The sequence below is a fragment of the Nocardia sp. MH4 genome (genome assembly GCF_019266065.1).
Taxonomy (GTDB): Bacteria; Actinomycetota; Actinomycetes; order Mycobacteriales; family Mycobacteriaceae; genus Nocardia; species Nocardia canadensis.
In genome coordinates, this window is record NZ_LPNR01000122.1 from 51,164 (window position 1) to 75,634 (window position 24,471).

Sequence of the window (24,471 nt, forward strand, 5' to 3'; positions counted from 1 at the left end):
TCGATCACGCGGCGGCGGCCTCGAAGCGTGACAGCGCCAGCAGGCGCGAGATCGCGCGCAGGTACTTCTTGCGGTAGCCGCCGTCGAGCATCTCCTGGGAGAAGATCTCGTCGAGCTTCGCGCCGGAGACCGTCACCGGGATGCTGGCGTCGTAGAGACGGTCGGCCAGCACGACGATGCGCAGGGCGACGGCCTGGTCGGTGACCGGGTGCACGCCGGAGATGAACACCGAGGACACCCCGTTGATCAGGGCGCCGTACTTCGACGGATGCAGCGTGCTCAGGTGCTTCAGCAGCGCGTCGTAGTCGTCGAGGGTGGATCCCGGTGTGGTGGCGGCCCGTTCGGCCAGGATGTCTGGGGAGGTCGGCTCGGGCGCCGGCGGCAGGTCGCGGTGGCGGTAGTCGGGGCCGTCGACGCGCACCGGCTCGAAGATGGAGCCGAGCTTCTTGATCTCGCGCAGGAAGTCCTGGGCGGCGAAACGGCCCTCACCGAGCTGGCTGGGCAGCGTGTTCGAGGTGGCCGCGATGGACACACCCGCGGCGGAGAGCTCGGTGAGCAGGCGCGAGACCATGGTGGTGTCGCCGGGATCGTCGAGCTCGAACTCGTCGATGCACAGCAGGCTGTTGCCGGAGAGGCGCTCGACGGCGTTGACGAAGCCCAGCGCGCCGACCAGGTTGGTCAGCTCGCCGAAGGTGCCGAACGACTTGGGCGCGGGCGCGCTGTGGAAGATCGAGGCGAGCAGGTGGGTCTTGCCGACGCCGAACCCACCGTCGAGGTACAGGCCGGCGCCGGAGACAGCCTTCTTCTTGCCGAACAGGCTCTTCTTGGACGCGGCCTTGTGGATCTTGGCGATCTGACCGGCGAATTCCTCGGCCTTGCGGACCGCGGCCGCCTGGCTGGGTTCCTTGGGGTCGGGAATGTAGGAGGCGAAGCTGACCTCGTCGAACATGGGCGGGGGCACCATCTGCGCGACGAGCTGGTCGGCCGGGACCTCCGGATGGCGATCGACGAGGCGTTCTTGCATGAACGAATCGTACGGACGTGGTTGCATCGGTTCCTATGCAGCGTATCCACAATGTGACCCAGCTCGCAGACCTCGACGACGACGCACTGGCCAGGTGCTATGCCTACCCCCGCCACCTGGAACGGCCCTGGGTGCGCGCGAACTTCGTCAACAGTATCGACGGGGCGTTCACCGTCGACGGTGTCTCGGCCGGGCTGGGCACCGACGCCGACCATCGGGTGTTCGGCCTGCTGCGCGAGCTGGCGGAGGTGATCGTCGTCGGCGCGGGCACCGTGCGCGCGGAGAACTACGGCGGCGCGCACCCCGATCCGGACCGCCGCCGAGCGCATTTCCGGCACGGGATCGGCGGGTCGGCCGACGGTACGCCGCCGCCGATCGCGGTGGTCACCGCGAGCGCGCGGCTCGATCCGGCCGCGAAGTTCTTCACCGACGCCGCGACCCCGCCGCTGATCATCACCACCGCGCACGCCGCCAAGGACCAGGTCGACGCCCTCGAGCGGGCGGGTGCGGAGGTGATCGTCGCCGGGGAGGCCGCGATCATGCCCGCCGCGCTGCTGCGGGTGCTCGCCGAGCGCGGGCTGCAACGAGTGCTGTGCGAGGGCGGGCCGCATCTGTTCGGGCAGCTCGCCGAGGCGGATCTGGTCGACGAACTGTGCCTGAGCACCGCGCCGCTGCTGGTCGGCGGGGCGGGCGGGCGAATCTCGCTGTCGGCGAGCGGTTTCGACATCCCGATGCACCGCAGGCAGCTCGTGCTCGCCGAGGACGGCACCGTCCTGGCCCGCTGGGCCCGTCGATGAAACCTGGCGCCGAACCTGGCAGTGTGTAGCCCATGCGCTGGACTCGGGCCGCGGCGACGGCCGCGACACTGTCGATCATGCTCGCGGGCTGTGGGGCCGGACCGTCGGATCGGCCCGTTGTCGCCGTGGAGCGGCCGGGGGTCGGCGGCGCGCAGACCGAGGCGCCCCCGGTGCACGAACCGGCCAAGGCGGACACGCCCAAGACCGACCTGGCCTGGAAGGACTGCACCGCCGCGACACTGAGCTCGCTCGACTTCGGTCCGGCCCCGGCCGGGCTGGTGCTCGAATGCGCCGACTTCTCCACCCCGATCGACACCGCGGGCACCGTGCTCGGCACGTTCCGGGCGGGCGCGCTGCGGGCCCGGCTGCCGCAGACCCCCGTCGACGCCGCGCCGCTGGTGCTCACCTCCGGCGCCGACCGTTCCTCGGCCTCGACGCTGGCCGGGCTGGCTGTCGGGCCGAACAGCGCGCTGCTGGCCGCACAGCCGATCGTCGCCGTGGACCGGCGCGGTATCGGCGCCTCGCAACCCATCGACTGCATCCCGGCGCAACTGCGCGCGGTGATGACCGACCTCGGCCAGTTCGGGGTCGGCAGCGACGACCAGGTCGGCGCCGTCGCCGGCTACAGCCAGGACGCGACCATAGCCTGCCGCGACTTCCTGCAGCCCTACGAGGGCACCTTCGACGCGCCGCACGCGGCCGACGACATCGAACAGCTGCGCAAGCAGTGGCAGGTCGACAAGATCAACCTGCTCGGCACGGGCAACGGCGGCAAGGTCGCGCTCAGCTACGCCCGCCGCTACGGCGACCACCTGGCCCGGTTGGTCCTCGACGCCCCCGAACCGGTCGGCGCCGACGTGACGACGAAGACCGAAGCCGCCGTGACCGGCGCCGAAGCCGCGGTGACCGCGTTCGCGCAGCGCTGCAAGGCCGCCAACTGCGCGCTGGGCGCCGACCCGCGGGCCACCATCGTCGGGTTGGTGGCCAAGGCGAACACCGGCGGCCTGGGCGACATCTCGGCCGCCGACCTCTCGACCGCGCTCACCGGGTTCCTGTCGAGCCCGCGCGGCGACCAGGCGAGCCGGGTCACCGCGCTGGCCGACGTCCTCGCCGCCGCCGACCGTGGCGACCGTGCCCCGCTGGCGGCGCTGGTGGCCCGCGAATCCGCGGCGATCAATTCCGACGGCGAGTTCGTCAACCGGTGCACCGACAGCCAGCAGCCGCCGACCCCGGACAAGGCGCGCGAGCTCGCCGGAACCTGGGCCGGCAAATATCCGGTTTTCGGTCGCACCGCCGCGATCGGGATGATGGTCTGCTCGGCCTGGCCGGTCTCGACCGCGCCGCCGCTGCCGACGAAGCTCGATCTGCCGGTGCTGGTGTTCGCCGGTGCCGCCGACCCGGTCGTCGGCGGGGCCGCGGCCTCGGTCACCGGTGCCCTCGGGGCGGCGGGCGCACGGCACGCCACGATGACCTGGCAGGGCTGGGGACACCCGGTGATCGCTCACTCCGGCTGCGCGCAGAAGGCGGTCGCCGACTATCTCGCCGAGGCGAAATTGCCCGCCGACGGCGGTGCCTGCCCGGCCTGATCCAGGTCGTACGACCATGTGATTCCGGCGCGTCGGACGGGTCCGGCGACACCATCGCTACCCGATCCGGTGTACCGTGCCCCAGTGTTGTTCCGACAGCTCGAGCCCCGCACCGCTCGCACCTCCGCCGAGGTGATCAAGTTCGCACTCTGGCCGTTCGCGGTCATGACCGTGCTGAACCGTGTCTTCATCAAGGCGGTCAACGGATTCGTCACCGACGACTACCGGCCTGTGTACAACGCCTCGTTCGAGTTCCTGAACGGCAGGCCGCTGTACACCGCCGACTTCTCCTCGGTCGACCCGCACTATCTCTACTATCCGAGCGGAACCCTGCTGATCGCCCCGGTGGCGATCATCGAATACGAGCTGTCCCGGTGGCTGTTCATCGGTCTCAACGCTGTCGCGATCCTGATCGCCTGGTACCTGCTGCTGCGGCTGTTCAAGTTCGGTCTGGGCTCGATCGCCGCGCCGGCGCTGCTGCTGGCGATGTTCGCCTCCGAGACGGTGACCAACACGTTGGTCTTCACCAACGTCAACGGCTGCCTGCTGCTGGCCGAGCTGGTGTTCCTGCACCTGTTGCTGGCACGGCGGGATCTGTGGGCCGGTGTCGCACTCGGGTTGAGCATCTCGGTGAAGCCGACGCTGGCGCCGCTGCTGCTCGTCGCGGCCGTGCGCGGCCAGTGGAAGGTCTTCATCACCGCGCTCGGTGTGCCGCTGACGCTCACCGCGATCGCCTGGCCGCTGTCGGCCGACCCCGAGAAGTTCTTCACCCGGGTCGTGCCGTACCTGGCGCAGACGCGCGACTACTTCAACAGTTCGATCGGCGGCAACGGGCTCTACTACGGGCTGCCGCACTGGCTGATCCTGCTGGTCCAGGCCGTGATGGCCGGTGTGGTCGCGGTGACGCTGTGGCTGCTGTGGCGTTACTACCGCCACGACGACCTGTTCTTCGTCACCACGTTCTCCGGGGTGCTGCTCACCGCGTCGTTCCTGCTGCTCTCGCTGGGCCAGATGTACTACTCGATGATGCTGTTCCCGTTCCTGATGTCGGTCGTGCTGCGCAATTCCGTGCTGCGCAACTGGCCGGCGTGGCTGGCGATCTTCGGGTTCATGACCTACGACAAGTGGCTCTCGGACCGCTGGCAGAGCACCGGGCGCACGCTCGAGTACCTGCGCGTGACCTTCGGCTGGGGCTTGCTGCTGGTCGTCGTGTTCTGTGTGCTCGGCGACCGCTACCTGGCCGCGCGCCGCGAGGGCAGACTGCGGTTCGGCATCGACCCCGCCTGGATGGCGAACGCGCCGGATTCGCGCGACGGCACCGAGGACGAGCGGCCCGCGCCCGCGGCGGTCTCCGCCACCACCGATCGCGACGATCCGGTCGCTCCGGAAGAGCCGATCGACGACCGCGAACCCGCGCTGAAATAGGGCTCGGCCGGTGCTGTGATGCGACGATCGCGGCGCGCACCGGCCGAAACCATTAGCGTGGAGTGATGAGTTCCGATACTTCGTTGCCCACGCCGCGCATCCAGCTGACGCCGCAGCAGTGGCGGGCGAAACTGGATCCGCAGGAGTACGCCGTGCTCCGTGAGGCCGCCACCGAGCGCCCGTTCGTCGGCGAGTACACCGATACCAAGACCGAGGGCGTCTACACCTGCCGCGCCTGCGACGCCGAATTGTTCCGCAGCACCGAGAAATTCGACTCGCACTGCGGCTGGCCGTCGTTCTTCGACCCGGCCGATTCCGACGCGGTGATCCTGCGCGCCGACGATTCGCTCGGCATGCGCCGGGTGGAGGTGCTGTGCGCGAACTGCCACAGCCACCTCGGCCATGTCTTCGAGGGCGAGGGCTACCCGACGCCCACCGACCAGCGTTACTGCATCAACTCGATCGCGCTGCGCCTGACACCGGCCCAACCGGAAGGAACTGCCTGAGCGCGCTGGGTGCCCCGCACGACCCGACCTCGAGGAGGGTCCCGCCGACGAAGTCGGCGGTTCGCGACCGTCCCGTGGATCAGGTGCCGTTGCGTACGCGACGAAGGAGCAAGCAACGGTGCCTGATCGGCGGGACCGCCGGGGCGCGAACTCGAGCGCGCCAGCGCTCCAGAATTACGGCAGTGCGGTGACCAGCTGCTCGACCTCGACGCGCGGGCCGGTGAAGAACGGGATCTCCTCGCGCACGTGCAGGCGGGCCTCGGTGGCGCGCAGGTCGCGCATGAGGTCGACGATGCGGTGCAGTTCGGGGGCCTCGAAGGCGAGGATCCATTCGTAGTCGCCCAGCGCCATCGAGCTGACGGTGTTGGCCCGCACGTCCGGGTAGCCGCGGGCGGCCTTGCCGTGGTCGGCGAGCATCTTGCGCCGCTCCTCGTCGGGCAGCAGGTACCACTCGTAGGACCGCACGAACGGGTACACGCAGATGTAGTTGCCCGGGTCCTCCCCCGCCAGGAACGCCGGGATATGACTCTTGTTGAACTCGGCCGGGCGGTGCACCGCCACGTTGCTCCACACCGGGGCGCTGGCCCGGCCCAGTTCGGTGGTGCGGCGGAAGTCGGCGTAGGCGGCCTGCAGGTCCTCGACGCGCTCGGCGTGGGTCCACAGCATGAAGTCGGCGTCGGCGCGCAGGCCGGCCACGTCGTAGATGCCACGCAGCACGACGCCCTTGTCGGCCAGGCCGTCGAAGAACGCCTGCGCCTCCTTGATCGCCGCGGCCCGGTCCTCGCCGAGCACACCCGGCTGCACCTGGAACACCGAGAACATCAGGTAGCGAATAGTGGAGTTGAGGGCCTGATAGTCGAGTCGCGCCATGGATCCATCGTGCCACTGCGACGATTTCGCCCGCCGGGTGGGCGGGGATTCGAGATCGGCCGGTCGTCGCCCAGGTGTCGGTCCGCAGCGCCGCCGGATCGTCGATGTCGCGGTAGTGGATGCCGGTCATCCCGAGCGCCCGCGCGGCCGGCACGTCATCGAGCCGATCAGCGATGCACAGGCAACGCTGCGGCGTGACACCGGCCGCCGCGATCTCGTGGTGAACGCGCCCGTCAGTCGGTCGCCGGCCTGGCCGGGAGCCAGGGCGCGGTCTCCTCGCTGCCGAAGACGGAGGTCACGGTGGTCGCCGCGCCCTCATGGAGTTCGACCGGGCCGAGGTCGGGGTCGAGGATCAGGGTGCGGAGGGGCTGCTCGCCGGTGGTGGTCACAGCGGGCGATCATGCAACATCGCTATCGCACCCGGTCGGGGACACGCCGGGGCGATGGGCCAGGACGTGTCCAGCCCCATGGATTCGCTCTGCCGACCCGTCGGCTGCCCGAATCTCCCGCCGCCGATACGGTGACCCGCTGTCGGCGCCGGCGCTACTCGACGCGGGAGGTGACGGCGCGGGCGATGCGTTCGGCCGCGGCCGTGCCGGCGGCGACGCAGGCGGGGACGCCGACGCCGTGGAGGTAGGCGCCCGCTACGGCCAGGCCGTCGAGGTCGGCGACGGCGGATTCCAGGGTGGCGATGCGTTCGGTGTGGCCGGGGGCGTACTGGGGCAGGCCGCCGGGCCAGCGCTGGACGATGGCGTGAATCGGGGCGATCTCGGTGCCGGTGACCGTGGTCAGGTCGGCGACGGCGGCGGTGACGAGGTCCTCGTCGGACCAGGACAGCGGGGCTTCGTCGCCGAAGCGGCCGAAGGAGGCGCGGACCAGGGCGACGTCGCGGGCGCCCAGGTGCGGCCACTTGCGACTGGACAGGGTGAAGGCCTTGGCGCGCAAGGGTTCTCCGGTGGCGACCAGGATGCCCGAATTGTCCGGCAGGTCGGTGGTGAGCGGCAGCGCCATGGCGACCAGCGCCGAGGAGGACAGCTCGATGCCCGCGGCGGCCGCGGCCGCGACCGGTGACGCGTAGTGCAGCAGACGGGCGGTGACGGGGGCCGGCGTGGCCAGGACGACGGCGTCGACCAGGCCGATCGGATCGACCACCCAGCCCCGGGGCGCGGCGGCCACCCGGGTCGCCGCCAGGGTGGTGACCAGCCGCGCGTCCGACGCGGCGGTCAGGGCGGCGAGCAGGGCGCCGTAACCGTCGCGCAGACCGCCGAAGACCGGCGCGGTGCTCGGCGGCGGCAGGGCCTCGCGAACGGCCTCGGTGAGGCTGCGGGCGCCGCGGTCCAGCGCGGCGGCGAGGGTGGGCAGCGCGGCGCGGACGCCGATCGAGGCGCTGGTGCCCGCGTAGACGCCGCCCAGCAGCGGGTCGACACTGCGCTCGACCACCTGCCGTCCGAAGCGATCGGCGACGAGACTGTGCACGTCGATATCGGCGCCGGGCGTCCAGTCGAGCGCGCGCTGCGGCTCGGCCGCGACCTGTGCCAGCGTGGCGTCGTCGACGAGCCCGCGCAGGGATTCGGCATCGGACGGAATACCCATCAGGGTGCGCCCGGGCAGCGGATGCGCCGTCCCCTGTGCCCACACCAGCGGCCGCTTGCCCGCCGGGCGGACGAGCTGGTCGTCGATGCCGAGCTCGGTCATCAGCTCGAGCACCTCGGGCCTGCGCCCGACGAAGGCCTCGGCGCCGAGATCCACTGGCTCCCCGGCCAATTCACCGGTGTGCAGCACTCCGCCGACACGCGCGCTCTGCTCGAGCACCACGAGGTCGGCCTCGGCGCCCAGCCGCTGCCGCAGTCGATACGCCGCGACGAGCCCACTGATGCCGCCACCGATGATCGCGATCCGCATGCCTCGACCGTAGTCGCGCCGGCACGCGCGCCGGAACCCACACCCTCGGCGCTGTCACCGGGATCACGAACCGCCCACACCACCCGACCCCGCGCGGCAACCACCGGGCCGAGGTGCCGACACGACGGGGATCTACAGCGAGTGCACCAGCTCCACCAGTGCGGTCAGCACACCCGGATCGGTATCGGGCTGCACACCGTGGCCCAGGTTGAAGATGTGCCCGGTCGCGCCGAGGGTGATGGCGTCGTCGGCCTCGCGCAGGATGCGGCGGGTCTCGGCCTCGACCGCGTCGAACCCGGCGAACAGGATCGCCGGATCCAGGTTGCCCTGCAGGCCTTTTCCGGCGCCGACGCGGCGCACGGCCTCGGTGAGCGGCACCCGCCAGTCGACGCCGACCACGTCCGCGCCCGCCTCGCCCATCGCGCCGAGCAGCTCGCCGGTCCCGACACCGAAATGGATGCGCGGCACACCCGCCGCGGCGACCTCGGCGAACACCCGCTCCGAGTGCGGCAGCACGTACTCGCGGTAGTCGGCCAGCGACAGCGCGCCCGCCCAGGAGTCGAACAGCTGCACCGCGTCGACACCGGCGGCCAGCTGGGCCTGCAGGAACGCGATGGTGATGTCGGTGAGCGCGCCGAGCAGGGCGTGCCAGGTCTGCGGATCGGCGTGCATCATCGCCTTGGTGCGCTCGTGATGCTTGCTCGGTCCGCCCTCGACCAGGTAGGAGGCCAGGGTGAAGGGCGCGCCGGCGAAGCCGATGAGCGGGGTGTCGCCGAGCGCGTCGGTGAGCAGGCGCACGCCCTCGGCCACCGCGCCGACCTCTTCGGGCCGCAGCCGCGGCAGAGCCCGCACGTCGGCCTCGGTCCGCACCGGCGCGGCGACGACGGGGCCGACGCCCGGCACGATGTCGAGGTCGATGCCCGCGGCCTTGAGCGGAACGACGATATCGGAGAACAGGATTGCCGCGTCGACGCCGTGGCGGCGGATCGGCTGCATGGTGATCTCGCACACCAGCTCCGGGTCGAAGCAGGACTCGAGCATGCCGATGCCCTTGCGCAGTTCCCGGTACTCGGGCAGCGAGCGGCCCGCCTGGCGCATGAACCACACGGGGCGCCTGCTGGGCGTCGCGCCGGTGGCGGCGGCCAGGAAGGGGGCATCGGTCAACCGGCGGCGGGTGTAAGTGCTCATCGGTGTTCATCCTAAGCGGCGGGGCGCGGCGTGCCGTCAACTGTCGCCCCCGCGGCGCACCCGACGGGTACACACGCGGACATCGGACGAACGACCCCCCGGCCCGCCTCATCGCACATCGCGCATCACACCGAGCCCGAGAATGCGCGCTGCGCAACGCAGCCCGGACCCGGCGACGTGTGGCGGCGCGCCTCCGACGACGCCGAGCACGCACGGTCTACCGTTTCTCCTCGTGACACCGCTCGACATCCGCGACGGCGCCGCACCGACCGGGGGAACGCCCCGCGAGCCTGCTTCTTTCCGGGCGGCGGTCGATGCGATGGGCACCGCAACCGTGCACCCCCGAATCGAGCTGGCGCCTATCCGTCCCCCGCAACGGTTGGCGCCGTTCTCCTATGCGCTCGGAGCGGAGGTCACCCACCCCGACAGCGCCATCGTGCCGATCGATTCCGAGGGGGACGCGTTCGGCAGGCTGATCCTGCTGCACGACCCCGAGGGCGACGAGGCCTGGCACGGCGTGTTCCGGCTGGTCGCCTACATCCAGGCCGACATCGACGCCGCGCTCGCCGCCGACCCGCTGCTGCCCGAGGTGGCGTGGAGCTGGCTGGTCGACTCCCTGGAGTCGCGCGGCGAGCCGTTCACCGCGCTCGGTGGCACGGTCACGGCCACCAGTTCGGTCCGCTACGGCGACATCGCGGGCCCGCCCCGGGCTCACCAGCTGGAGCTGCGCGCCTCCTGGACGGCGATGAACACCGAGATGCGCCGGCACGTGGAGGCATTCTGCGAGGTACTGGCCTTCGCCGCCGGGCTGCCACCCGCCGGGATCACCCATTTGCGACCGGAGTCGTATACCCGCACCGATCGCCCTTGAACGCCACGTAGAGTTCACGTTTATGCCGGTCGCCGAGGAACCAACCGCAGCAGAGCCCCTGCTCGCCCCCGCCGAGGGGGTTCCACCCGTGCTGGCGACCGCCGACGAGGTCGCCGCGGCCGCCGCGAAGCTCGCCGCGGGCACCGGCCCGCTGGCGGTCGACGCCGAGCGCGCGTCCGGGTTCCGCTACTCCGCGCGGGCCTATCTGATCCAGCTGCGCCGGGCGGGCGCCGGCTCCTTCCTGATCGACCCGATCCCGCTGACCGACGCGCTGATCCCGTTGGCCGCGGCGATCAACCCCCTCGAATGGGTGCTGCACTCGGCCGACCAGGATCTGCCCGGCCTGGCCGAACTCGGGCTGCGGCCGGCCCGGCTCTTCGACACCGAGCTCGGCGGCCGGATCGCCGGTTACGAGCGTGTCGGCCTGGCCGCGATGGTGGAGAACCTGCTGGGCCGGTCGCTGCGCAAGGGTCACGGCGCCGCCGACTGGTCGACCCGGCCGCTGCCCGACGAATGGCTCAACTACGCCGCCCTGGATGTGGAACTGCTGCTGGAGCTGCGCGACACCGTCGCCGCCGATCTCACCGAGCAGGGCAAGATCGAGTGGGCCGCCGAGGAATTCGAGCACGTCCGCACCATGGACCCGCCCGCGCCGAAGGCCGACCGCTGGCGGCGCACCTCCGGCATCCACACGCTGCGCCGCGCCCGCCAGCTGGCGATCGTGCGCGAACTGTGGACCACCCGCGACGAGCTGGCCCGCGCTCGTGATGTCGCGCCCGCCCGCATTCTGCCCGATTCGGCCATCGTGGCCGCGGCCACCGGGGAGCCGCGCAGCATCGCCCAGCTGCGCACGCTGCCGGTCTTCGGCGGGCCGCGCCAGCGACGCTACTCCCGGGACTGGCTGGCCGCCGTCGAGCGCGGCCGCACCCTGCCGGACAAGGAACTGCCGCCGCTGACGCTGCCCTTCGACGGTCCGCCCCCGGTCAACCGCTGGGAACGCCGTGACCCCGCCGCCGCGGCACGCCTGGCCACCGCGCGCAGCGCGATGGGCGAACTCTCCACCGAGTACGCCATCCCGGTCGAGAACCTGCTCTCCCCCGACCTGGTCCGCCGGTTGTGCTGGGACGGGCTGCCCGACTACAAGAACGTCGGCGAACCCGACGAGCTGTCGTCCACGATCGAGGACTTCCTCCGGGCGGGCGGCGCCCGGCCGTGGCAGCGCGCGCTGGCCGTGCCCGCGCTGGCCAAGGCGCTGACCCCCGCCGAATAGACCACCGGCCCCCGCCGCGTCACGCGACAGGGGCCGAGGGGTGCCGAGAACTGGTCAGGGGGCGGGTTGCGCCTGTTCGACGAACCGGTTGGTGTAGGTGGCCGCGAGGTCGATGCGGTCACGGACCGGAGCCACATTGCGCGAATACTGGCCGAGAATGCGCAGCACGTTCTGAGCGCCTTCGGTTTTCATGAGTCCGTCGCCGTTGAACATGCCGATCGAGTCGCGCAGGGACTGCACGTAGAGGGCCGGATCGCTGCCCGCGTACTGCGAGGGCATCGTCGCGGCGATCTCCTCGGGCGTGTGGGTGTCGATCCAGCGCAGGGTCTGGACGAACGCGTTCGCCAGCTTCTGCACGATCTCCGGGTGCGCGGACACGGTGTCGCACTTCATGTACAGCGAGGAGGCCGGGTACAGACCGCCGAGGGCCGCGCGGGTGCCTTCCTCGTTGCGCATGTCGGTCAGGATCTTCGCGTCGCCGGACTGCACCATCTTGGCGACGGTCGGGTCGGTGGTCATGCCCGCGTCGATGCCGTCGTGGTTCATGCCGGCGATGAAGGTCTGACCCGCACCGACTTTCACCCGGGTGTAGTCGGAGGTGCTCAGGCCGGCCTGGCCCGCGAGCGCCTGGGTGAGGAAGTCGGTCGACGAGCCCAGCGAGGTGACGCCGAGTGCGCGGCCGCGGAAGTCGGCCGGACTGCGGATGGCGTCGGCGTCGGCGGTGGAGACCAACTCCACCTCCCCCGGCACGTCGGCGAACTGGACCACGGTCTGCAGGCACTGATCCTTGGCCTGCAGGTCGATGGTGTGGTCGTAGAAGCCGACCACGGCCTGCACGTCACCGGTCAGCAGCGCGGTCTCGGCACTGGCGCCGGACTGTTCGCCGAGCAACTTCACGTCGAGGTCGTTGGCGTCGAAGGCGCCGAGCTGCTGGGCCAGCATGGCGGGCAGGTAGATCACCTTCTCCAAACCGCCGACCATGATGGTGATCTGGGGCCTGCCGTCGGCCATCGGGATGGTGCGCGAGTCCCGGCACCCGGTGGCCAGCAGCAGCGAACTGATCGCGAGCAGGGCGACGGCGAGCGGCTTGCGGTATCTCATCGTCTACACCCCGTGTCCCGACTGGGCCTGCGAGGGACGCCATTTCAGCAACCGGTTCTCCGCGACCCCGATCAGCCATTCGGCTATCAGCGCGACCACCGTGATGATGATCATGCCCGCGTAGATGCCCGCCGCGTCGAAGGTGCCCTGCGCGTTGGAGATCAGCAGACCCAAACCCTTACTGGCACCGGCGTATTCACCGACGACCGCGCCGATCAGCGCGAAGCCGAAGGCGGTGTGCAGGCTGGACAGGATCCAGGTGGTGGCGCTGGGCAAGACGATCGAACCGAGGATCTGCCGCTTGCTCGCGCCGAGGATGCGGGCGTTGTCGATGACGTTGCCGTCGACCTCCCTGGCACCGGTGAACGCGTTGAAGAACACCGCGAAGAACACCAGCACGACCACGGTCGCCACTTTGGACTCCAGGCCGAGACCGAACCAGATGATGAACAGCGAGGCCAGCACGATGCGCGGAACAGCGTTGAGCGCCTTGATGAACGGGGCGAGCACGTCGGCCCAGTAGCGACTGCGGCCGAGCAGGGTGCCCAGGACGACACCGGCGACGGTGCCGATCACGAAACCGAGCACGGCCTCCTGCACCGTGGTGAAGATCTGCAACCAGATCGAGCCGAACTGCGTTCCCTCGGTGAACCATTCGACGAGCCGGTCCCAGATGAGCGAGGGCTTGGAGTAGAAGAACGGGTCGATCCACACGCTGGCGACCAGTTCCCACGAGCACAGCCACACCGCGATGAGCGCGGCCCGCAGACCCCACACCCGCAGCTTGGACTTGCGGTGCTCGGCCTTGACCCGAGCCAAGATCTGATCCTCGGTCTCCGCCTCGACCTCCGGTACGGTGACCGCGATCTTGTCCATCGTCTCAAGCGACACGGGTCGCTCCCTTCATGCGAGCCGCCTCGACCTGATCGCGCAGCGTTTCCCAGATTTCCTTGTAGAGGTCGCGGAACTCCTCGGTCAGGCGTACCTCCTCGACATTGCGCGGCCGTTCGAGCGTGACGCGGAAGTCACCGCACACCGTCGCCGGGCTCGCGGTCATCACCACGACGCGATCGGCCAGGGCGATGGCCTCCTCCAGGTCGTGGGTCACGAAGATCACCGCGGCGTCGGTGCCCGCCCACACGCGCAGCAGTTCGTCCTGCATGAGCTGGCGGGTCTGCACGTCGAGCGCGCTGAACGGCTCGTCCATGAGGATGATCTCGGGCTCGTTGACCAGTGTCTGCGCCAGCGCGACGCGCTTGCGCATGCCGCCGGAGAGCTGATGCGGGTAGTAGTCCTCGAACCCGGCCAGACCGACGATGCGCACCCACTCGGCGGCCTCGGCCTTGGCCTGGGCCTTCGGCACGCCCCGGAACCGCGGGCCGAGCGCGACGTTGTCGAGGACGCTGCGCCAGGGCAGCACGGCATCCTGCTGGAACATGTAGCCGATGCCGTCGGGGATGCCGTCGACATCCTTGCCGCGCACCAGCGTCCGGCCCGCCGAGGTCGGCTCGAGGCCGGACACCAGCGAGAGGGTGGTGGACTTACCGCAGCCGGTCGGGCCGACCACGGCGACGAATTCGCCTGCGGCGACGGTGAAGTCGATGTTGCGCACCGCGGTGTGGATGCCACCGCCGGTTCCGGGGAAGCGCTTCGTCGCGCCCCGGAGTTCGATGAGTGGATTGCTCATTGCTGCTCCTGTGTCCGGCGCCGCTGGGTGTGATGTGCGGCCGCTATCGAAAGATAAGTGGGCTGGGTCACAGTGCGCGCGCTTGTGCGCACAACCAGCGCAACCAGCGATTCGACAGGTTGTGCGCATTGTGCTCACGCGGTCGGGGCGTGCCTACACTGAGCCGGTGAGGCTGTTCCCCCGGGGCGTCCGGCTGCGGACGCAGATCGTGTTGCTGCAGGTCGCGCTGGTCGCGCTGACCCTGGGGCTCGCGTTCGGGGTGTTCGCCTACCTCAGCGATCAGCGGCTCACCGCCGAGTACGGGCAGCGGGCGCTGGCGATCGCGCGGACCGTCGCCAGTGATCCGGTGGTGCGCGCGGAGGTCGCCCGCTATGCGGCGCTGCCGCTCACGCCGGGGCCCGCGCTGCGCACCGAGCTCGCCGGCGGGCAGCTCGAGCGGACCGCCGAGGCGGCCCGGCAGCGCACCGACGCGCTGTTCGTGGTGATCACCGACGATGCCGGACTGCGGCTGGCCCATCCCGATCCGGCCCGGCTCGGCGAGAAGGTGAGCACCGATCCGTCGCAGGCGCTGGGCGGGGCCGAGGTGGTGATCAGCGAGCACGGCACACTCGGCGACTCGGTGCGCGCGAAAGTGCCGGTGCGCGCGCCGGATTCGGAGCGGGTGGTGGGTGAGGTGAGCGTCGGCATCTCCACCGAGGCGGTGGGCGAGCAGCTGACGCGCGACCTGAGCAAGGCCGGTCTGCTGGTGCTCGGCGCGTTGTTCGCCGGGATCGCCGGATCGGTGCTGCTGGCACGGCGCTGGCACGGGCTGACCCTGGGCCTGCAACCCGCGGAACTGGCCGAGCTGGTGCGCGAACAGGATGTGGTGCTGCACGGTATCGGGGTGGGTGTGGTCGCGGTCGACGACCGGGGGCGCACCACGGTGATCAACGACGAGGCGCGCGCCCTGCTCGGCATCGAGGGCGACAGTGGTCGTCCGGTGGAGACGATCGGGCTGACCCCGCGCGTACTCGCGGCGTTCCGGGCCGCCGACGGGCGCCCGGTCCAGGCGGCGGTCGGCGACCGGATCGTGGTGGTCACCGCGCGCACGGTCACCCGCGACGGGCGGTCGCTGGGCGCGGTGCTGGATGTGCGCGACCGCACCGACGTCGAGTCGCTGACCCGGCAGCTGGACGCGGTGCGATCGATGAGCACCGTCCTGCGCGCCCAGCGGCACGAATTCGCCAACCGGTTACACCTGCTCAGCGGTCTGCTGCACGGCGACCGGCCCGGCGAGGCCGCACGCTACATCGACGAGCTGCTCGGCGCCGGTCCTCTCGGCGCCGCCATGCCGGGCATCGACACGGTGCGTGACCCGTACCTGCAAGCGTTCCTCGCCGCCAAGGCCGCGCACGCCAGGGAGAACAATGTCGAGCTCCGGTTGGGGCCGAGCACCTGGGTCGACGCGAATCTGACTGCGCCCGTGGATGTCACGACGGTGCTGGGCAATCTGCTGGACAACGCGATCGACGCGGTCCGCCCGAGCGGCACGCCGGTGGCCGCCGAGGACGACGCCCGGACCTCGCCGCATGGCGCCGGTGTCGATCCCGAATCGACAGCACCCGCCCGCACGGTGACCCCGCGGCCCTCGATCCACCCGGTCCGCCGATCGGCCGAGAGCGGAATGGGCTCGGCAGCACCGTTCGGCGGGGAATCCACCGATCCGGCGGCCGCCCGAACCGGCACGAAATCCGCGTCACAGCCCTGCGCGGCACCGACCGATCCGGCAGCGATACACGCCGACGCGGAATCCACCGCGCAATCCGGCTCGGCCGCAGTCGACACCGGCACGCAACCCGCAGCACAAGCCGGCGGGGAACCGAGCGGCGTCGGTGATCGAGGCGGGGAGGTCGCGGACGGGTCCGGGGCCGAACCGGGCGGTCGGCGCGCCGAGTCCGGTCCGCGTTTCGCCGTTTCGGCGGTGGTGGAAGTCGAACTGGTGCAAGAGGGTTCGACCCTGCACATCACGGTGGCCGACAGTGGCGGCGGGGTGGCGCCGGAGCTGGTGGACGCGGTGTTCGCGGACGGGGTCTCGACCAAAGAAGGGGCGGGGGTGCCGGGCGGACGCGGGGTCGGGCTCGCGTTGTCCAGGCAGGTGGCCAGGGCGCTCGGCGGGGACGTGTGGCTGGCGTCGGCGGGGACACCGGCGGGGGAACTGAGCGGGGCGGAGTTCATCGCGCGTCTGCCGGGCGTGCTGACCGAAGGAGACCCGCCGTGAGCCGGACCGAGTTCAGCGTGCTCGTCGTGGACGACGACTTCCGGGTGGCGAACATGCACGCCGGAATCGTCGGGGCGCTCCCGGGATTCACCGTGGGCGCGGTCGTGAATACGGTGGCCGCGGCGCGGCAGGCGCTGGCCGAGGCCAGCTTCGACCTGGCCCTGGTGGACGTGTACCTGCCGGACGGATCCGGGATCGACCTGGTCCGGGAGCTGCGCTGCGATGCCATGATGCTCACCGCCGCCACCGAATCCGCCACGGTGCGGGCGGCGGCGACGGCGGGCGCTCTCGCCTACCTGGTGAAGCCGTTCGATCACACCGTGCTCGCCGCACGACTGGCCGGATACGGGCGCTACCGGCGGATCCTGGCGGCGCCGGATGTCACCGCCCGCGACGTCGACGCGGCCTGGGACGCCCTGCGCCCGGCCCCGCCCGCCCCCGACCGTGCCGCCGCCGCGACCTCTCCCACCCGGGAGTTGGTATTGCGGGCGGCGCAGAGCGCGGACGCGCCGATGTCGGCGGGCGAGATAGCGACCGCCATCGGCATCTCACGCGCCACCGCCCAGCGCTACCTCGCCGCCCTCGTCACCACCGGTGACCTACGCATGCAGCTGCGCTACGGCGCGACCGGACGCCCCGAACAGGAGTACTCCCCCACCCGCCGCACCCCCTGATCGCCGCAGGGCACGATACCGAGCAACCGCACCATGGCCCGCACCCGCCACACCGCGCCACCACGGTCCACGTCCGCCGCGGCGCTACCGCACCACGGACCGCTCGCCGCTGCGGTGCCACCGCACCGTTGTCTGTCCTCGGCACGGCGACGACGACGCGCCGACGTACTGACCGCGAGGTGTAGGAACGGCCACGGCGGGGTACTGAACGGGGTTACGCCCCAGACGGTTTGGAGTACGGCCTTGACCGACCCCCGCTTTCCGCAGCCCTACCAGCCGCCCCGTTTTCCGCCGGGTCCACCCGAGCCGAATGCCGTCACCGCGATCTTCGCCGGCATTCTCGCCGTTCTCGGCGGACTGCGTGGCGTGTTCGGCGCCGTCGCCATCCCGTTCCTGACCACCGACCCCGACTTCGACCCGACCGGGTTCTGGAGCAAGATCCAAGTGCTGCTGGGCATTTCGGCACTGTGCTCGCTGATCCTGCTCATCGGCGGCATCCTGATGCTGGCGCGCAAGAAGGTGTCGCGGGTGCTGATCGGGGTCGGCGGGACCGGCACTCTGGCGCTGTCGATCATCACCACGATCGCGCTGTACAACCATCTGGACGCGCAGACCGATGATTCCACGTCGCTCACCGTGTCGTTCGATTCCGATCTGAGTGTGTTCAACGCGATCGGGTTCCTGTTCAACATCGCGCTGCTGGTGCTGACCTTCCTGCCGAGCACGGGGCGCTGGCTGGCCCACCGCCGACCCGGATACTGACCGAAATTCCCTCGACCCGGCGATCTCTCGACGCTAGCGTGGCCTCCTGCCCGTCCCCGTCGAGAGGAACCGCCGTGTCCGAAGCCGAGGCGATCGCCGCCAACCGCGCCAACTGGGACGACCGGGCCGACGTCCACGCGCGCTCGCGGATGTACGACGTCGACGCCTTTCTCGCCGACCCGGCCGCGATTTCCTCGGTGGTGCGCAACGATCTGGCGGTGCTGGCGCCGCACCTGCCCGACACCGGAATCGCCGGGCGCTCGCTGCTGCACCTGCAGTGCCATATCGGCACCGACACCGTGTCATGGGCCCGGCTGGGCGCGATCGACGTGCACGGGCTCGATCTGTCCCCGAACTCGCTGCGGCACGCGGCGCGCATCGCCGCGGCCGACGGACGCGACATCACCTGGGTCGAGGGAGATGCCCGGTTCGCCTCGTCGGTGATCGACCGGTCGTTCGACACCATCGTGACGAGCACGGGCACGATCGTCTGGCTGCCCGAACTGACCGCGTGGGCCCGCTCGATCCACGATCTGCTCGCCCCCGGCGGAGTGTTCGTGCTCCGCGACGACCACCCGATCCTGGGCGCCATGGACTTCGAGCCCTGGCGGATCACCGACGACTACCTCGCCGGGGGCGGCGCCCGCACCTATTCGGACGCGGGCACCTACACCGAGGATTCGGCGGGCTCGATCGCGCACACGACCAATCACGAATGGCGCCACGACCTGGGCGAGGTTGTCGGCGCGCTGCTCGCGGCGGGCCTGCGGATCGAGGCGCTGCACGAACTGCCCTACCTGGATTGGCGGCCGTTCGGCGACCTCGTCGCCTGCCCGGAAGGCTGGGCGCTGCCGCCGGGGGCACCACGGATCCCGCTGAACTTCGCCGTCGTCGCCCGGCGTCCCGGGCGGTGAACGCACTGCGCGCTCGGTGTCGTCACCGAGCGCGCAGGATCTCGTGGTCGCCGATCAGCGCGCCCGCAGCCAGCCGCCGATGCGCTGGGCGATCGCGTCGGGGGTCAGGCCCAGCTCCTCGAGGATCTCTGCGCGCGAGGCGTGATCCAGGAACTGCTGGGGCACACCGAGATCGCGGGTCGGCACATCGAGACCGGCGTCGCGCAGGCGGGCCGAGACCGTCGAACCGATACCGCCGTGCAGGCCGCCGTCCTCGACGGTGACGACGAGCCGGTAGTTCTCGGCCAGCTTGACCAGCGTGTCCGACACCGGGATGACCCAGCGCGGGTCGACCACGGTGACCGAGATGCCCTGGGGCTCCAAGAGTTCGGCGACCCGCATGGCCGTCTCGGCGAACGGGCCGACCGCGACGATCAGGACGTCGCCGTGCTGGGCCTGCGCCGAGCCGGCACCGGGGACCGCCAGGCGCAGCACGTCGAGACCGTCGAGTCGTTCCACCGCCGTGATGTCCTCGGCGACACTGCCCTTCGGGAACCGCAGCACCGTCGGACCGTCGGAGATCGCCAGCGCCTCGGCGAGTTCCTCGCGCAGGGTGGCGCCGTCGCGCGGAGCGGCGACCCGGATGCCGGGAATGATGCCGAGCAGCGAGAAGTCCCACATGCCGTTGTGGCTGGCGCCGTCGGGGCCGGTGATGCCCGCGCGGTCCAGCACCACCGTGACCGGCTGCTTCAGCAGCGCGACATCCATGAGCAGCTGGTCGAACGCGCGGTTGAGGAAGGTGGAGTAGATCGCGACGACGGGGTGCATGCCGCCCAGCGCCAGACCGGCGGCCGAGGCCATCGCGTGCTGTTCGGCGATGCCCACGTCGAACATGCGGTCCGGGAAGCGCTCGCCGAAGGGCGCCAGGCCGGTCGGGCCGGGCATGGCCGCGGTGATGGCGACGATGTCCTCGCGCCGCGAGGCGTGCTCGATGAGTTCCTCGGAGAACACCGCCGTCCAGCCCTTGGCCTTCTTGCCCGCGAGCGGGCGGCCGGTGAGCGGGTCGATCGGGTCGCAGGCGTGCATCTGGTCGGCGACGTGGTTCTCGGCGTGCTCGTAGCCGTTGCCCTTGCGGGTGACCACGTGCACGACCACCGGTCCGCCGAAGTCCTTGGCGCGGCGCATGGCCGCCTCAAGCGCCACCAGATCGTGGCCGTCGACCGGGCCGACGTACTTCATGCCCAGATCGGCGAACAGTTCCTGCGGGCTGACCGCGTCCTTGATCCCCGCCTTGAGCGCGTGAACCATCGAATACGCCGAATCCCCCACGGCCGGAATGCTTTTGAGAAGGCGCTTCCCGGCGTCGAGGGCGTGCTCGTAGGCGGGCTGGGTGCGCAGCGCGGTCAGCCGGTCGGCCAGGCCGCCGATGGTCGGCGCGTAGGAGCGGCCGTTGTCGTTGACCACGACCACCACCGGACGGTCGGGCGCGCCCGCGATGTTGTTGAGCGCCTCCCAGCACATCCCGCCGGTGAGCGCGCCGTCACCGACGACGGCGACGACGGTGCGGTCCTGCTCGCTCAGCGCGAAGGCCTTGGCCAGGCCGTCGGCATAGGACAGCGCGGCCGAGGCGTGCGAGGACTCCACCCAGTCGTGCTCGCTCTCGGCGCGGCTGGGGTAGCCCGACAGGCCGTCGCGCATGCGCAGCGAGTCGAATCGGTCCTTGCGGCCGGTGAGGATCTTGTGCACATACGCCTGATGGCCGGTGTCGAAGATCAGCGGATCGGCCGGGGAGTCGAAGATCCGGTGTAGCGCGATGGTCAGTTCGACCACGCCTAGGTTGGGGCCGAGGTGGCCTCCGGTGGCGGCGACCTTCTGCACCAGGAACTCGCGGATCTCGTCCGCCAGGTCCCGCAGTTGCGGCACGCTCAGCCGGCGCAGATCTTCGGGTGAATCCACCCGCGACAGCACTCCCACCTGAACTCGCTCCCTCCGGACTACTGTGTGATCCGCCCAGTGTATTTGGCCGTGCGGGCGGCTCCGGCTCGCGGGCCCTTCCGGGTGCCCCGCACCGACGATCACAGCGGGCGTGCCGGTCCCCCGCGGCACGCCGCTGAACAGGGCGCGCCGCCGCCTGGCGCCGTCACCACGGGCCGCGATCGCCTGTGAGGACTATCTCCCCCGCGCGTCCCCGCGGGACCGGCCACGCCGCGTCCTAGAGTGTCGCTGTGGCCGAACCGGACGGTGTTGCGCGCACGATCGACCCCGGCGTGGTGGCGGGCATGCTCGACGAGGTGTACGCGATCTGCCGCGACGACACCTCGGGTGCGCCCGCCGACTACATCCCCGAGCTGGCCGCGGTCGCGCCCGACTCGTTCGGGTTGTGCCTGGCCACCGCCGACGGGCTGATCTACCAGGTCGGCGACACCGATGTCGGGTTCACCATCCAGTCCATCTCCAAGCCGTTCACCTACGCGCTCGCGCTGGCCGACCGCGGTCTGGACGGGGTGGCCGCGCACATCGATGTCGAACCCTCGGGCGAGCCGTTCAACGAGATCGCCCTCGAGCCCGATACCCAGCGCCCCAGCAATCCGATGATCAACTCCGGCGCGATCACCGCGGCCTCGCTGATCAACGGCCGCGACGCCGCCGAGAAGTTCGAGCGGGTCCGGCGCTGCTACTCCCGCTTCGCCGGCCGCGAGCTGACGATGGACCAGGCGGTCTACGAGTCCGAGGCGCGCACCGGCTACCGCAACCGCGCGATCGGCTACATGCTGCGCTCGGTCGGCATCATCGATGTCGACCCCGACGACGCGGTCGACCGCTATTTCCGGCAGTGCTCGATCGAGATCACCTGCGCGGATCTGGCCCTGATGGCGGCGACGCTGGCCGACAACGGGGTCAACCCGAAGACCAGGGAGCGGGCACTGTCGACCGCGCTGACCGAGCGCGTGCTCAGCGTGATGACGACCTGCGGCATGTACAACGCCGCCGGTGACTGGGTGACCACGGTCGGACTGCCCGCCAAGAGCGGCGTCGGCGGCGGGATCATCGCCGTGCTGCCCGGCCAGCTCGGGATCTCGGTGTACTCGCCGCGGCTGGACGGCCAGGGCAACAGCGTGCGCGGCGTCGCGGCCTGCCGGGAACTGTCGCGGCGCCTGGAACTGCACTTCTGTCACGTGACCCGCGCCGCGCGCACCGCCATCCGGGCCGACTACTCGGTGGCGCAGGTGCCCTCGCGGCTGCGCCGCTCCCCCGAGGACGCCGCGGTGCTCGCCGACCACGGCGACCGGGCCCGGGTCTACGAATTGCACGGCGACCTGCTCTTCGCCGGCGCCGAGCGCACGGTGCGCTCGATCGAGAGCAAGGTCGGCGAACTCGACGCCCTGGTCATCGACCTGCGCCGGGTGGGCGAGGTGAGCGCGGTGGCGCGCGAGATGCTCGACGCGCTGCAGAACGCACTGGTCCGGCGGGGCAGCCGGGTCGCCCTGGTCGATCCCGAGGCCCGGCTCGGGCACGAGGCCTCCAGCCTGGACCCCGAGGATCCGCGCGGGCGCGTGTTCGTCGACCGCGACACCGCCACCGAGTGGTGTGAGGACATCATCCTGGCCCGGCACCGGCCGACCGGCGCCGAGAGCCGCCGCTCGATCCCCCTCGACGAGCACCCGCTGCTGGCCGGTCTCGACCCCGAGAACCGTGGTCTGCTCGGCAAGGACTTCGAACCGCGGACCTTCGCGCGCGGCGAGGTGATCGCCGAGCGGGGCGATTCGCGCTGCGGGCTGTTCCTGATCCTGGAGGGCCGCGTGCGGATGACCTTCCCCGGCACCGACGGGCGCGTGCACCGGCTGGTGACGCTGTCGGCGGGGATGACGTTCGGCGAGATCCCGATGCTACTCGGGCAACCGTTCGTCAACGAGATCATCGCCGAGACGCCGGTGCGGGTGGCGGTGATGCGGCCGGCGGTCTTCGACCAGCTCACCCAGGGCCACCCGCAACTGAAACTGGCCCTGCTGCAACGCCTCGCCGCGGGCGCCTACGCCCAGATGGAGGCCGCGGTGCGGACGCTGTCGGGCAACGCGGGCAACTACTGACGGGGAACTCGGACCCGCCGCGAGACGTTGGGCAGCACAGCATCCTTCGACCGACAGGAGTACCGCGGTGGGCAAGAAGTCCTGGCAGGCGAGCACCACGATGATCGGGCGCGGCACGGTGCGCGCGGTTCCCGATCTGATCCGCGTCACCCTGTCGGTGGAATCGCGCGCCGACACCGTCGCCGCCGCCTACGGCCGCGCCGGTGACCGGGTCAGCGCCGTCGTCGCTGCCCTGCGCGCGGCCGGGGTCAGCGACGCCGACATGGCGACCAGCGGGCTGAGCGTGCGCACCGAGACGGTCTACACCGATCAGGGACGCAGCGAGATCTCCGGCTACCTCGCCACCACCGGGCTCAGCATCGCCCTGCGTGACGGCACCGGCACCGAACCGGCCGACACGGTGGCGGCCGCGGTGACCGCGGGCGGCGACGACGTCCGCCTCGGCGGGCTGACCCGCGGGATCGCCGACCCCGAGCCGCTGCTCGCCCAGGCCCGCGACGCCGCCTTCGACGACGCGAAGACCAAGGCCGCGCAGTACGCCGAGCGCGCGGGCGTCACGCTGGGCGCGGTCGTGCAGATCACCGAGGACACCGCCGTGCCGCTCCCCCGCGCCTACGACATCAGCGCCGAGATGGACAGTGCGCCGATGCTGATGGCCAGGGCCGCTTCGCCGGTGCCGGTGGTTCCCGGGGAGACCGAGGTCGGTGCCACCGTCCGGGTCACCTGGGCCCTGGACTGATCCGAACCGGGTCGCCCGGCAGCGGAGCCCCGGCACGCCTCGGCGGAGTGCTCGCCGAGCGCGGAGGCGCCGCTGCCGACGTCCCGCACCGGTCGATGCCGGGTGATCCGGCGGCCCGAACCGTCCTCGCTCAGCGGTCGAGCAGGGCGACGCATTCGACGTGGTGGGTCGCCGGGAACGCGTCGAAAGCGCGCAGGTCGGCGAGGTGATAGCCCGCGTCGAGATACAACCCGAGATCGCGCGCGAAAGACGCCGGGTCGCACCCGATGTGGACGATCCGGCGCGGATCGGCGTCGGTGACCGCGGCCACGACCTCCTTGCCCGCACCGGCCCGCGGCGGATCGAGCACCACGACATCGGGTCCGTCGCCGTCGGCGTGGGCACGCACCCAGCGTTCGACACGATCGGCGCGCAGGTCCAGCCAGGGCAGATCACGCAGCGCGGCGGTGCCGTCGGCGACGGCCGAGCGCGCCGATTCGACGGCGGCGACCGCACCGGTCTGGCCGGTCTGCTCGGCCAGCCGCGCCGCGAACACGCCGACGCCGGCGTAAAGATCCCAGCCCGAACCGCCGGGAGCCAGCCCCGACCACTGCGCGACGAGGTCCGAATAGCATTGCGCGGCACCGCGATGCGCCTGCCAGAAGCCGGTGGCCGCCAGTTCCCAGCGCCGGCCCGCCACGTACTCCACGGCTCGGCCGGTGCCCGCCATCACCCATTCCTCGCGGGGGGCGTTGGTGGCCGACTTGCGCGCGGCGGCCCGGTCGCGGATCGCGCCGCGCTCGTCACCGGGGCCGCCGGACTCCCGGCGGCGGGTGGGCCGCTGACCACGGC

General features: G+C 71.2%; 22 protein-coding genes. 12 read left to right on the forward strand and 10 right to left on the reverse strand.

The window, feature by feature from the left end; translation table 11 throughout:
* Nucleotides 1-4 precede the first annotated feature (4 nt).
* The gene (gene zapE, locus ATM97_RS27785; protein WP_218721151.1) at nucleotides 5-1,024 is read right to left on the reverse strand and encodes a cell division protein ZapE; all 1,020 of its coding nucleotides are present in this window, start codon (nucleotides 1,022-1,024) and stop codon (nucleotides 5-7) included.
* A gap of 35 nt (nucleotides 1,025-1,059) precedes the next feature.
* Between zapE and ATM97_RS27790 the strand changes: the two genes are divergently transcribed.
* The 4 genes from ATM97_RS27790 to msrB all read left to right on the forward strand — a co-directional run bounded on the left by ATM97_RS27790 (nucleotide 1,060) and on the right by msrB (nucleotide 5,338).
* Nucleotides 1,060-1,821 carry a pyrimidine reductase family protein gene (locus ATM97_RS27790; protein WP_218721152.1) on the forward strand — a complete coding sequence of 254 codons (762 nt, stop codon included), beginning with the start codon at nucleotides 1,060-1,062 and terminating at the stop codon, nucleotides 1,819-1,821.
* A 32-nt stretch (nucleotides 1,822-1,853) separates the two neighbouring features.
* Nucleotides 1,854-3,407, forward strand: coding sequence for an alpha/beta hydrolase (locus ATM97_RS27795; RefSeq protein WP_218721153.1), 1,554 nt, complete (start codon nucleotides 1,854-1,856; stop codon nucleotides 3,405-3,407).
* An 84-nt stretch (nucleotides 3,408-3,491) separates the two neighbouring features.
* Complete coding sequence (locus tag ATM97_RS27800; RefSeq protein WP_218721154.1) at nucleotides 3,492-4,832, forward strand: glycosyltransferase family 87 protein; 1,341 nt, start codon at nucleotides 3,492-3,494, stop codon at nucleotides 4,830-4,832.
* A gap of 65 nt (nucleotides 4,833-4,897) precedes the next feature.
* Nucleotides 4,898-5,338, forward strand: a complete 441-nt coding sequence (gene msrB, locus ATM97_RS27805) for a peptide-methionine (R)-S-oxide reductase MsrB (RefSeq protein ID WP_218721155.1) — start codon at nucleotides 4,898-4,900, stop codon at nucleotides 5,336-5,338.
* Nucleotides 5,339-5,512: 174 nt separating this feature from the next.
* Here the strand turns inward: msrB and hemQ are convergent, their stop codons facing one another.
* From hemQ to hemE, 4 genes are all read right to left on the reverse strand, one after another.
* Complete coding sequence (gene hemQ, locus ATM97_RS27810) at nucleotides 5,513-6,208, reverse strand: hydrogen peroxide-dependent heme synthase (protein ID WP_218721156.1); 696 nt, start codon at nucleotides 6,206-6,208, stop codon at nucleotides 5,513-5,515.
* 233 nt (nucleotides 6,209-6,441) lie between these two features.
* Nucleotides 6,442-6,597, reverse strand: a complete 156-nt coding sequence (locus tag ATM97_RS27815) for a hypothetical protein (protein ID WP_218721157.1) — start codon at nucleotides 6,595-6,597, stop codon at nucleotides 6,442-6,444.
* A 154-nt stretch (nucleotides 6,598-6,751) separates the two neighbouring features.
* On the reverse strand, nucleotides 6,752-8,110 hold the full coding sequence (locus tag ATM97_RS27820; RefSeq protein WP_218721158.1) for a protoporphyrinogen oxidase: 1,359 nt from the start codon (nucleotides 8,108-8,110) through the stop codon (nucleotides 6,752-6,754).
* Nucleotides 8,111-8,242: 132 nt separating this feature from the next.
* Nucleotides 8,243-9,298 carry a uroporphyrinogen decarboxylase gene (hemE, locus tag ATM97_RS27825; protein ID WP_218721159.1) on the reverse strand — a complete coding sequence of 352 codons (1,056 nt, stop codon included), beginning with the start codon at nucleotides 9,296-9,298 and terminating at the stop codon, nucleotides 8,243-8,245.
* 319 nt (nucleotides 9,299-9,617) lie between these two features.
* On the opposite strand from hemE, the gene ATM97_RS27830 reads away from it, so the two are divergent.
* Nucleotides 9,618-10,169 carry a DUF3000 domain-containing protein gene (locus tag ATM97_RS27830; protein ID WP_374104913.1) on the forward strand — a complete coding sequence of 184 codons (552 nt, stop codon included), beginning with the start codon at nucleotides 9,618-9,620 and terminating at the stop codon, nucleotides 10,167-10,169.
* Between the two features lie 22 nt (nucleotides 10,170-10,191).
* Nucleotides 10,192-11,439 carry an HRDC domain-containing protein gene (locus tag ATM97_RS27835; protein WP_218721161.1) on the forward strand — a complete coding sequence of 416 codons (1,248 nt, stop codon included), beginning with the start codon at nucleotides 10,192-10,194 and terminating at the stop codon, nucleotides 11,437-11,439.
* A 54-nt stretch (nucleotides 11,440-11,493) separates the two neighbouring features.
* Here the strand turns inward: ATM97_RS27835 and ATM97_RS27840 are convergent, their stop codons facing one another.
* Genes ATM97_RS27840 through ATM97_RS27850 form a run of 3 tightly spaced genes read right to left on the reverse strand, consistent with a single transcriptional unit; the run spans nucleotide 11,494 to nucleotide 14,227 of the window.
* Nucleotides 11,494-12,540 carry an ABC transporter substrate-binding protein gene (locus tag ATM97_RS27840; protein WP_218721162.1) on the reverse strand — a complete coding sequence of 349 codons (1,047 nt, stop codon included), beginning with the start codon at nucleotides 12,538-12,540 and terminating at the stop codon, nucleotides 11,494-11,496.
* A gap of 3 nt (nucleotides 12,541-12,543) precedes the next feature.
* Nucleotides 12,544-13,431: an ABC transporter permease gene (locus ATM97_RS27845; RefSeq protein ID WP_218721163.1), complete on the reverse strand. Its 888-nt coding sequence runs from the start codon at nucleotides 13,429-13,431 to the stop codon at nucleotides 12,544-12,546.
* On the reverse strand, nucleotides 13,421-14,227 hold the full coding sequence (locus ATM97_RS27850; RefSeq protein WP_218721164.1) for an ABC transporter ATP-binding protein: 807 nt from the start codon (nucleotides 14,225-14,227) through the stop codon (nucleotides 13,421-13,423). Before ATM97_RS27850 ends, ATM97_RS27845 begins: the two co-directional genes overlap by 11 nt.
* Nucleotides 14,228-14,393: 166 nt before the next feature.
* Here ATM97_RS27850 and ATM97_RS34625 point away from each other — a divergent pair, with 166 nt between their 5' ends.
* The 4 genes from ATM97_RS34625 to ATM97_RS27875 all read left to right on the forward strand — a co-directional run bounded on the left by ATM97_RS34625 (nucleotide 14,394) and on the right by ATM97_RS27875 (nucleotide 18,834).
* A complete protein-coding gene (locus tag ATM97_RS34625; protein ID WP_308248650.1) occupies nucleotides 14,394-16,484 on the forward strand; it encodes an ATP-binding protein in 2,091 nt (696 codons plus the stop codon).
* Nucleotides 16,481-17,158 carry a response regulator gene (locus ATM97_RS27865; RefSeq protein ID WP_218721165.1) on the forward strand — a complete coding sequence of 226 codons (678 nt, stop codon included), beginning with the start codon at nucleotides 16,481-16,483 and terminating at the stop codon, nucleotides 17,156-17,158. The genes ATM97_RS34625 and ATM97_RS27865 overlap by 4 nt, the downstream gene beginning before the upstream one ends.
* Before the next feature lie 243 nt (nucleotides 17,159-17,401).
* On the forward strand, nucleotides 17,402-17,920 hold the full coding sequence (locus tag ATM97_RS27870; protein ID WP_218721166.1) for a hypothetical protein: 519 nt from the start codon (nucleotides 17,402-17,404) through the stop codon (nucleotides 17,918-17,920).
* 74 nt (nucleotides 17,921-17,994) lie between these two features.
* Nucleotides 17,995-18,834, forward strand: a complete 840-nt coding sequence (locus ATM97_RS27875) for a bifunctional 2-polyprenyl-6-hydroxyphenol methylase/3-demethylubiquinol 3-O-methyltransferase UbiG (RefSeq protein WP_218721167.1) — start codon at nucleotides 17,995-17,997, stop codon at nucleotides 18,832-18,834.
* Between the two features lie 54 nt (nucleotides 18,835-18,888).
* Here ATM97_RS27875 and dxs read toward each other — a convergent pair whose 3' ends face one another.
* Complete coding sequence (dxs, locus tag ATM97_RS27880; RefSeq protein ID WP_218721168.1) at nucleotides 18,889-20,787, reverse strand: 1-deoxy-D-xylulose-5-phosphate synthase; 1,899 nt, start codon at nucleotides 20,785-20,787, stop codon at nucleotides 18,889-18,891.
* A gap of 305 nt (nucleotides 20,788-21,092) precedes the next feature.
* On the opposite strand from dxs, the gene glsA reads away from it, so the two are divergent.
* Both glsA and ATM97_RS27890 read left to right on the forward strand, forming a co-directional pair.
* Nucleotides 21,093-22,901, forward strand: coding sequence for a glutaminase A (gene glsA, locus ATM97_RS27885; protein ID WP_218721178.1), 1,809 nt, complete (start codon nucleotides 21,093-21,095; stop codon nucleotides 22,899-22,901).
* Between the two features lie 67 nt (nucleotides 22,902-22,968).
* Entirely contained in the window at nucleotides 22,969-23,640 is a 672-nt protein-coding gene (locus ATM97_RS27890; protein ID WP_218721169.1) for an SIMPL domain-containing protein, read from the forward strand.
* A gap of 130 nt (nucleotides 23,641-23,770) precedes the next feature.
* Here the strand turns inward: ATM97_RS27890 and ATM97_RS27895 are convergent.
* The coding region (locus tag ATM97_RS27895; protein ID WP_374104912.1) for a class I SAM-dependent RNA methyltransferase at nucleotides 23,771-24,471 on the reverse strand (701 nt) is incomplete at its 5' end.

Excerpts from the sequence above, each read along its gene's own strand:
- ATM97_RS27790 (WP_218721152.1), top strand. The coding sequence starts at position 1,060 with ATGCAGCGTATCCACAATGTGACCCAGCTCGCAGACCTCGACGACGAC.
- msrB (WP_218721155.1), top strand. The coding sequence starts at position 4,898 with ATGAGTTCCGATACTTCGTTGCCCACGCCGCGCATCCAGCTGACGCCG.
- hemE (WP_218721159.1), bottom strand. The coding sequence starts at position 9,298 with ATGAGCACTTACACCCGCCGCCGGTTGACCGATGCCCCCTTCCTGGCC.
- ATM97_RS27795 (WP_218721153.1), top strand. The coding sequence starts at position 1,854 with ATGCGCTGGACTCGGGCCGCGGCGACGGCCGCGACACTGTCGATCATG.
- ATM97_RS27850 (WP_218721164.1), bottom strand. The coding sequence starts at position 14,227 with ATGAGCAATCCACTCATCGAACTCCGGGGCGCGACGAAGCGCTTCCCC.
- ATM97_RS27830 (WP_374104913.1), top strand. The coding sequence starts at position 9,618 with ATGGGCACCGCAACCGTGCACCCCCGAATCGAGCTGGCGCCTATCCGT.
- ATM97_RS27840 (WP_218721162.1), bottom strand. The coding sequence starts at position 12,540 with ATGAGATACCGCAAGCCGCTCGCCGTCGCCCTGCTCGCGATCAGTTCG.
- ATM97_RS27835 (WP_218721161.1), top strand. The coding sequence starts at position 10,192 with ATGCCGGTCGCCGAGGAACCAACCGCAGCAGAGCCCCTGCTCGCCCCC.
- zapE (WP_218721151.1), bottom strand. The coding sequence starts at position 1,024 with ATGCAAGAACGCCTCGTCGATCGCCATCCGGAGGTCCCGGCCGACCAG.
- glsA (WP_218721178.1), top strand. The coding sequence starts at position 21,093 with ATGCTCGACGAGGTGTACGCGATCTGCCGCGACGACACCTCGGGTGCG.
- hemQ (WP_218721156.1), bottom strand. The coding sequence starts at position 6,208 with ATGGCGCGACTCGACTATCAGGCCCTCAACTCCACTATTCGCTACCTG.
- ATM97_RS27820 (WP_218721158.1), bottom strand. The coding sequence starts at position 8,110 with ATGCGGATCGCGATCATCGGTGGCGGCATCAGTGGGCTCGTCGCGGCG.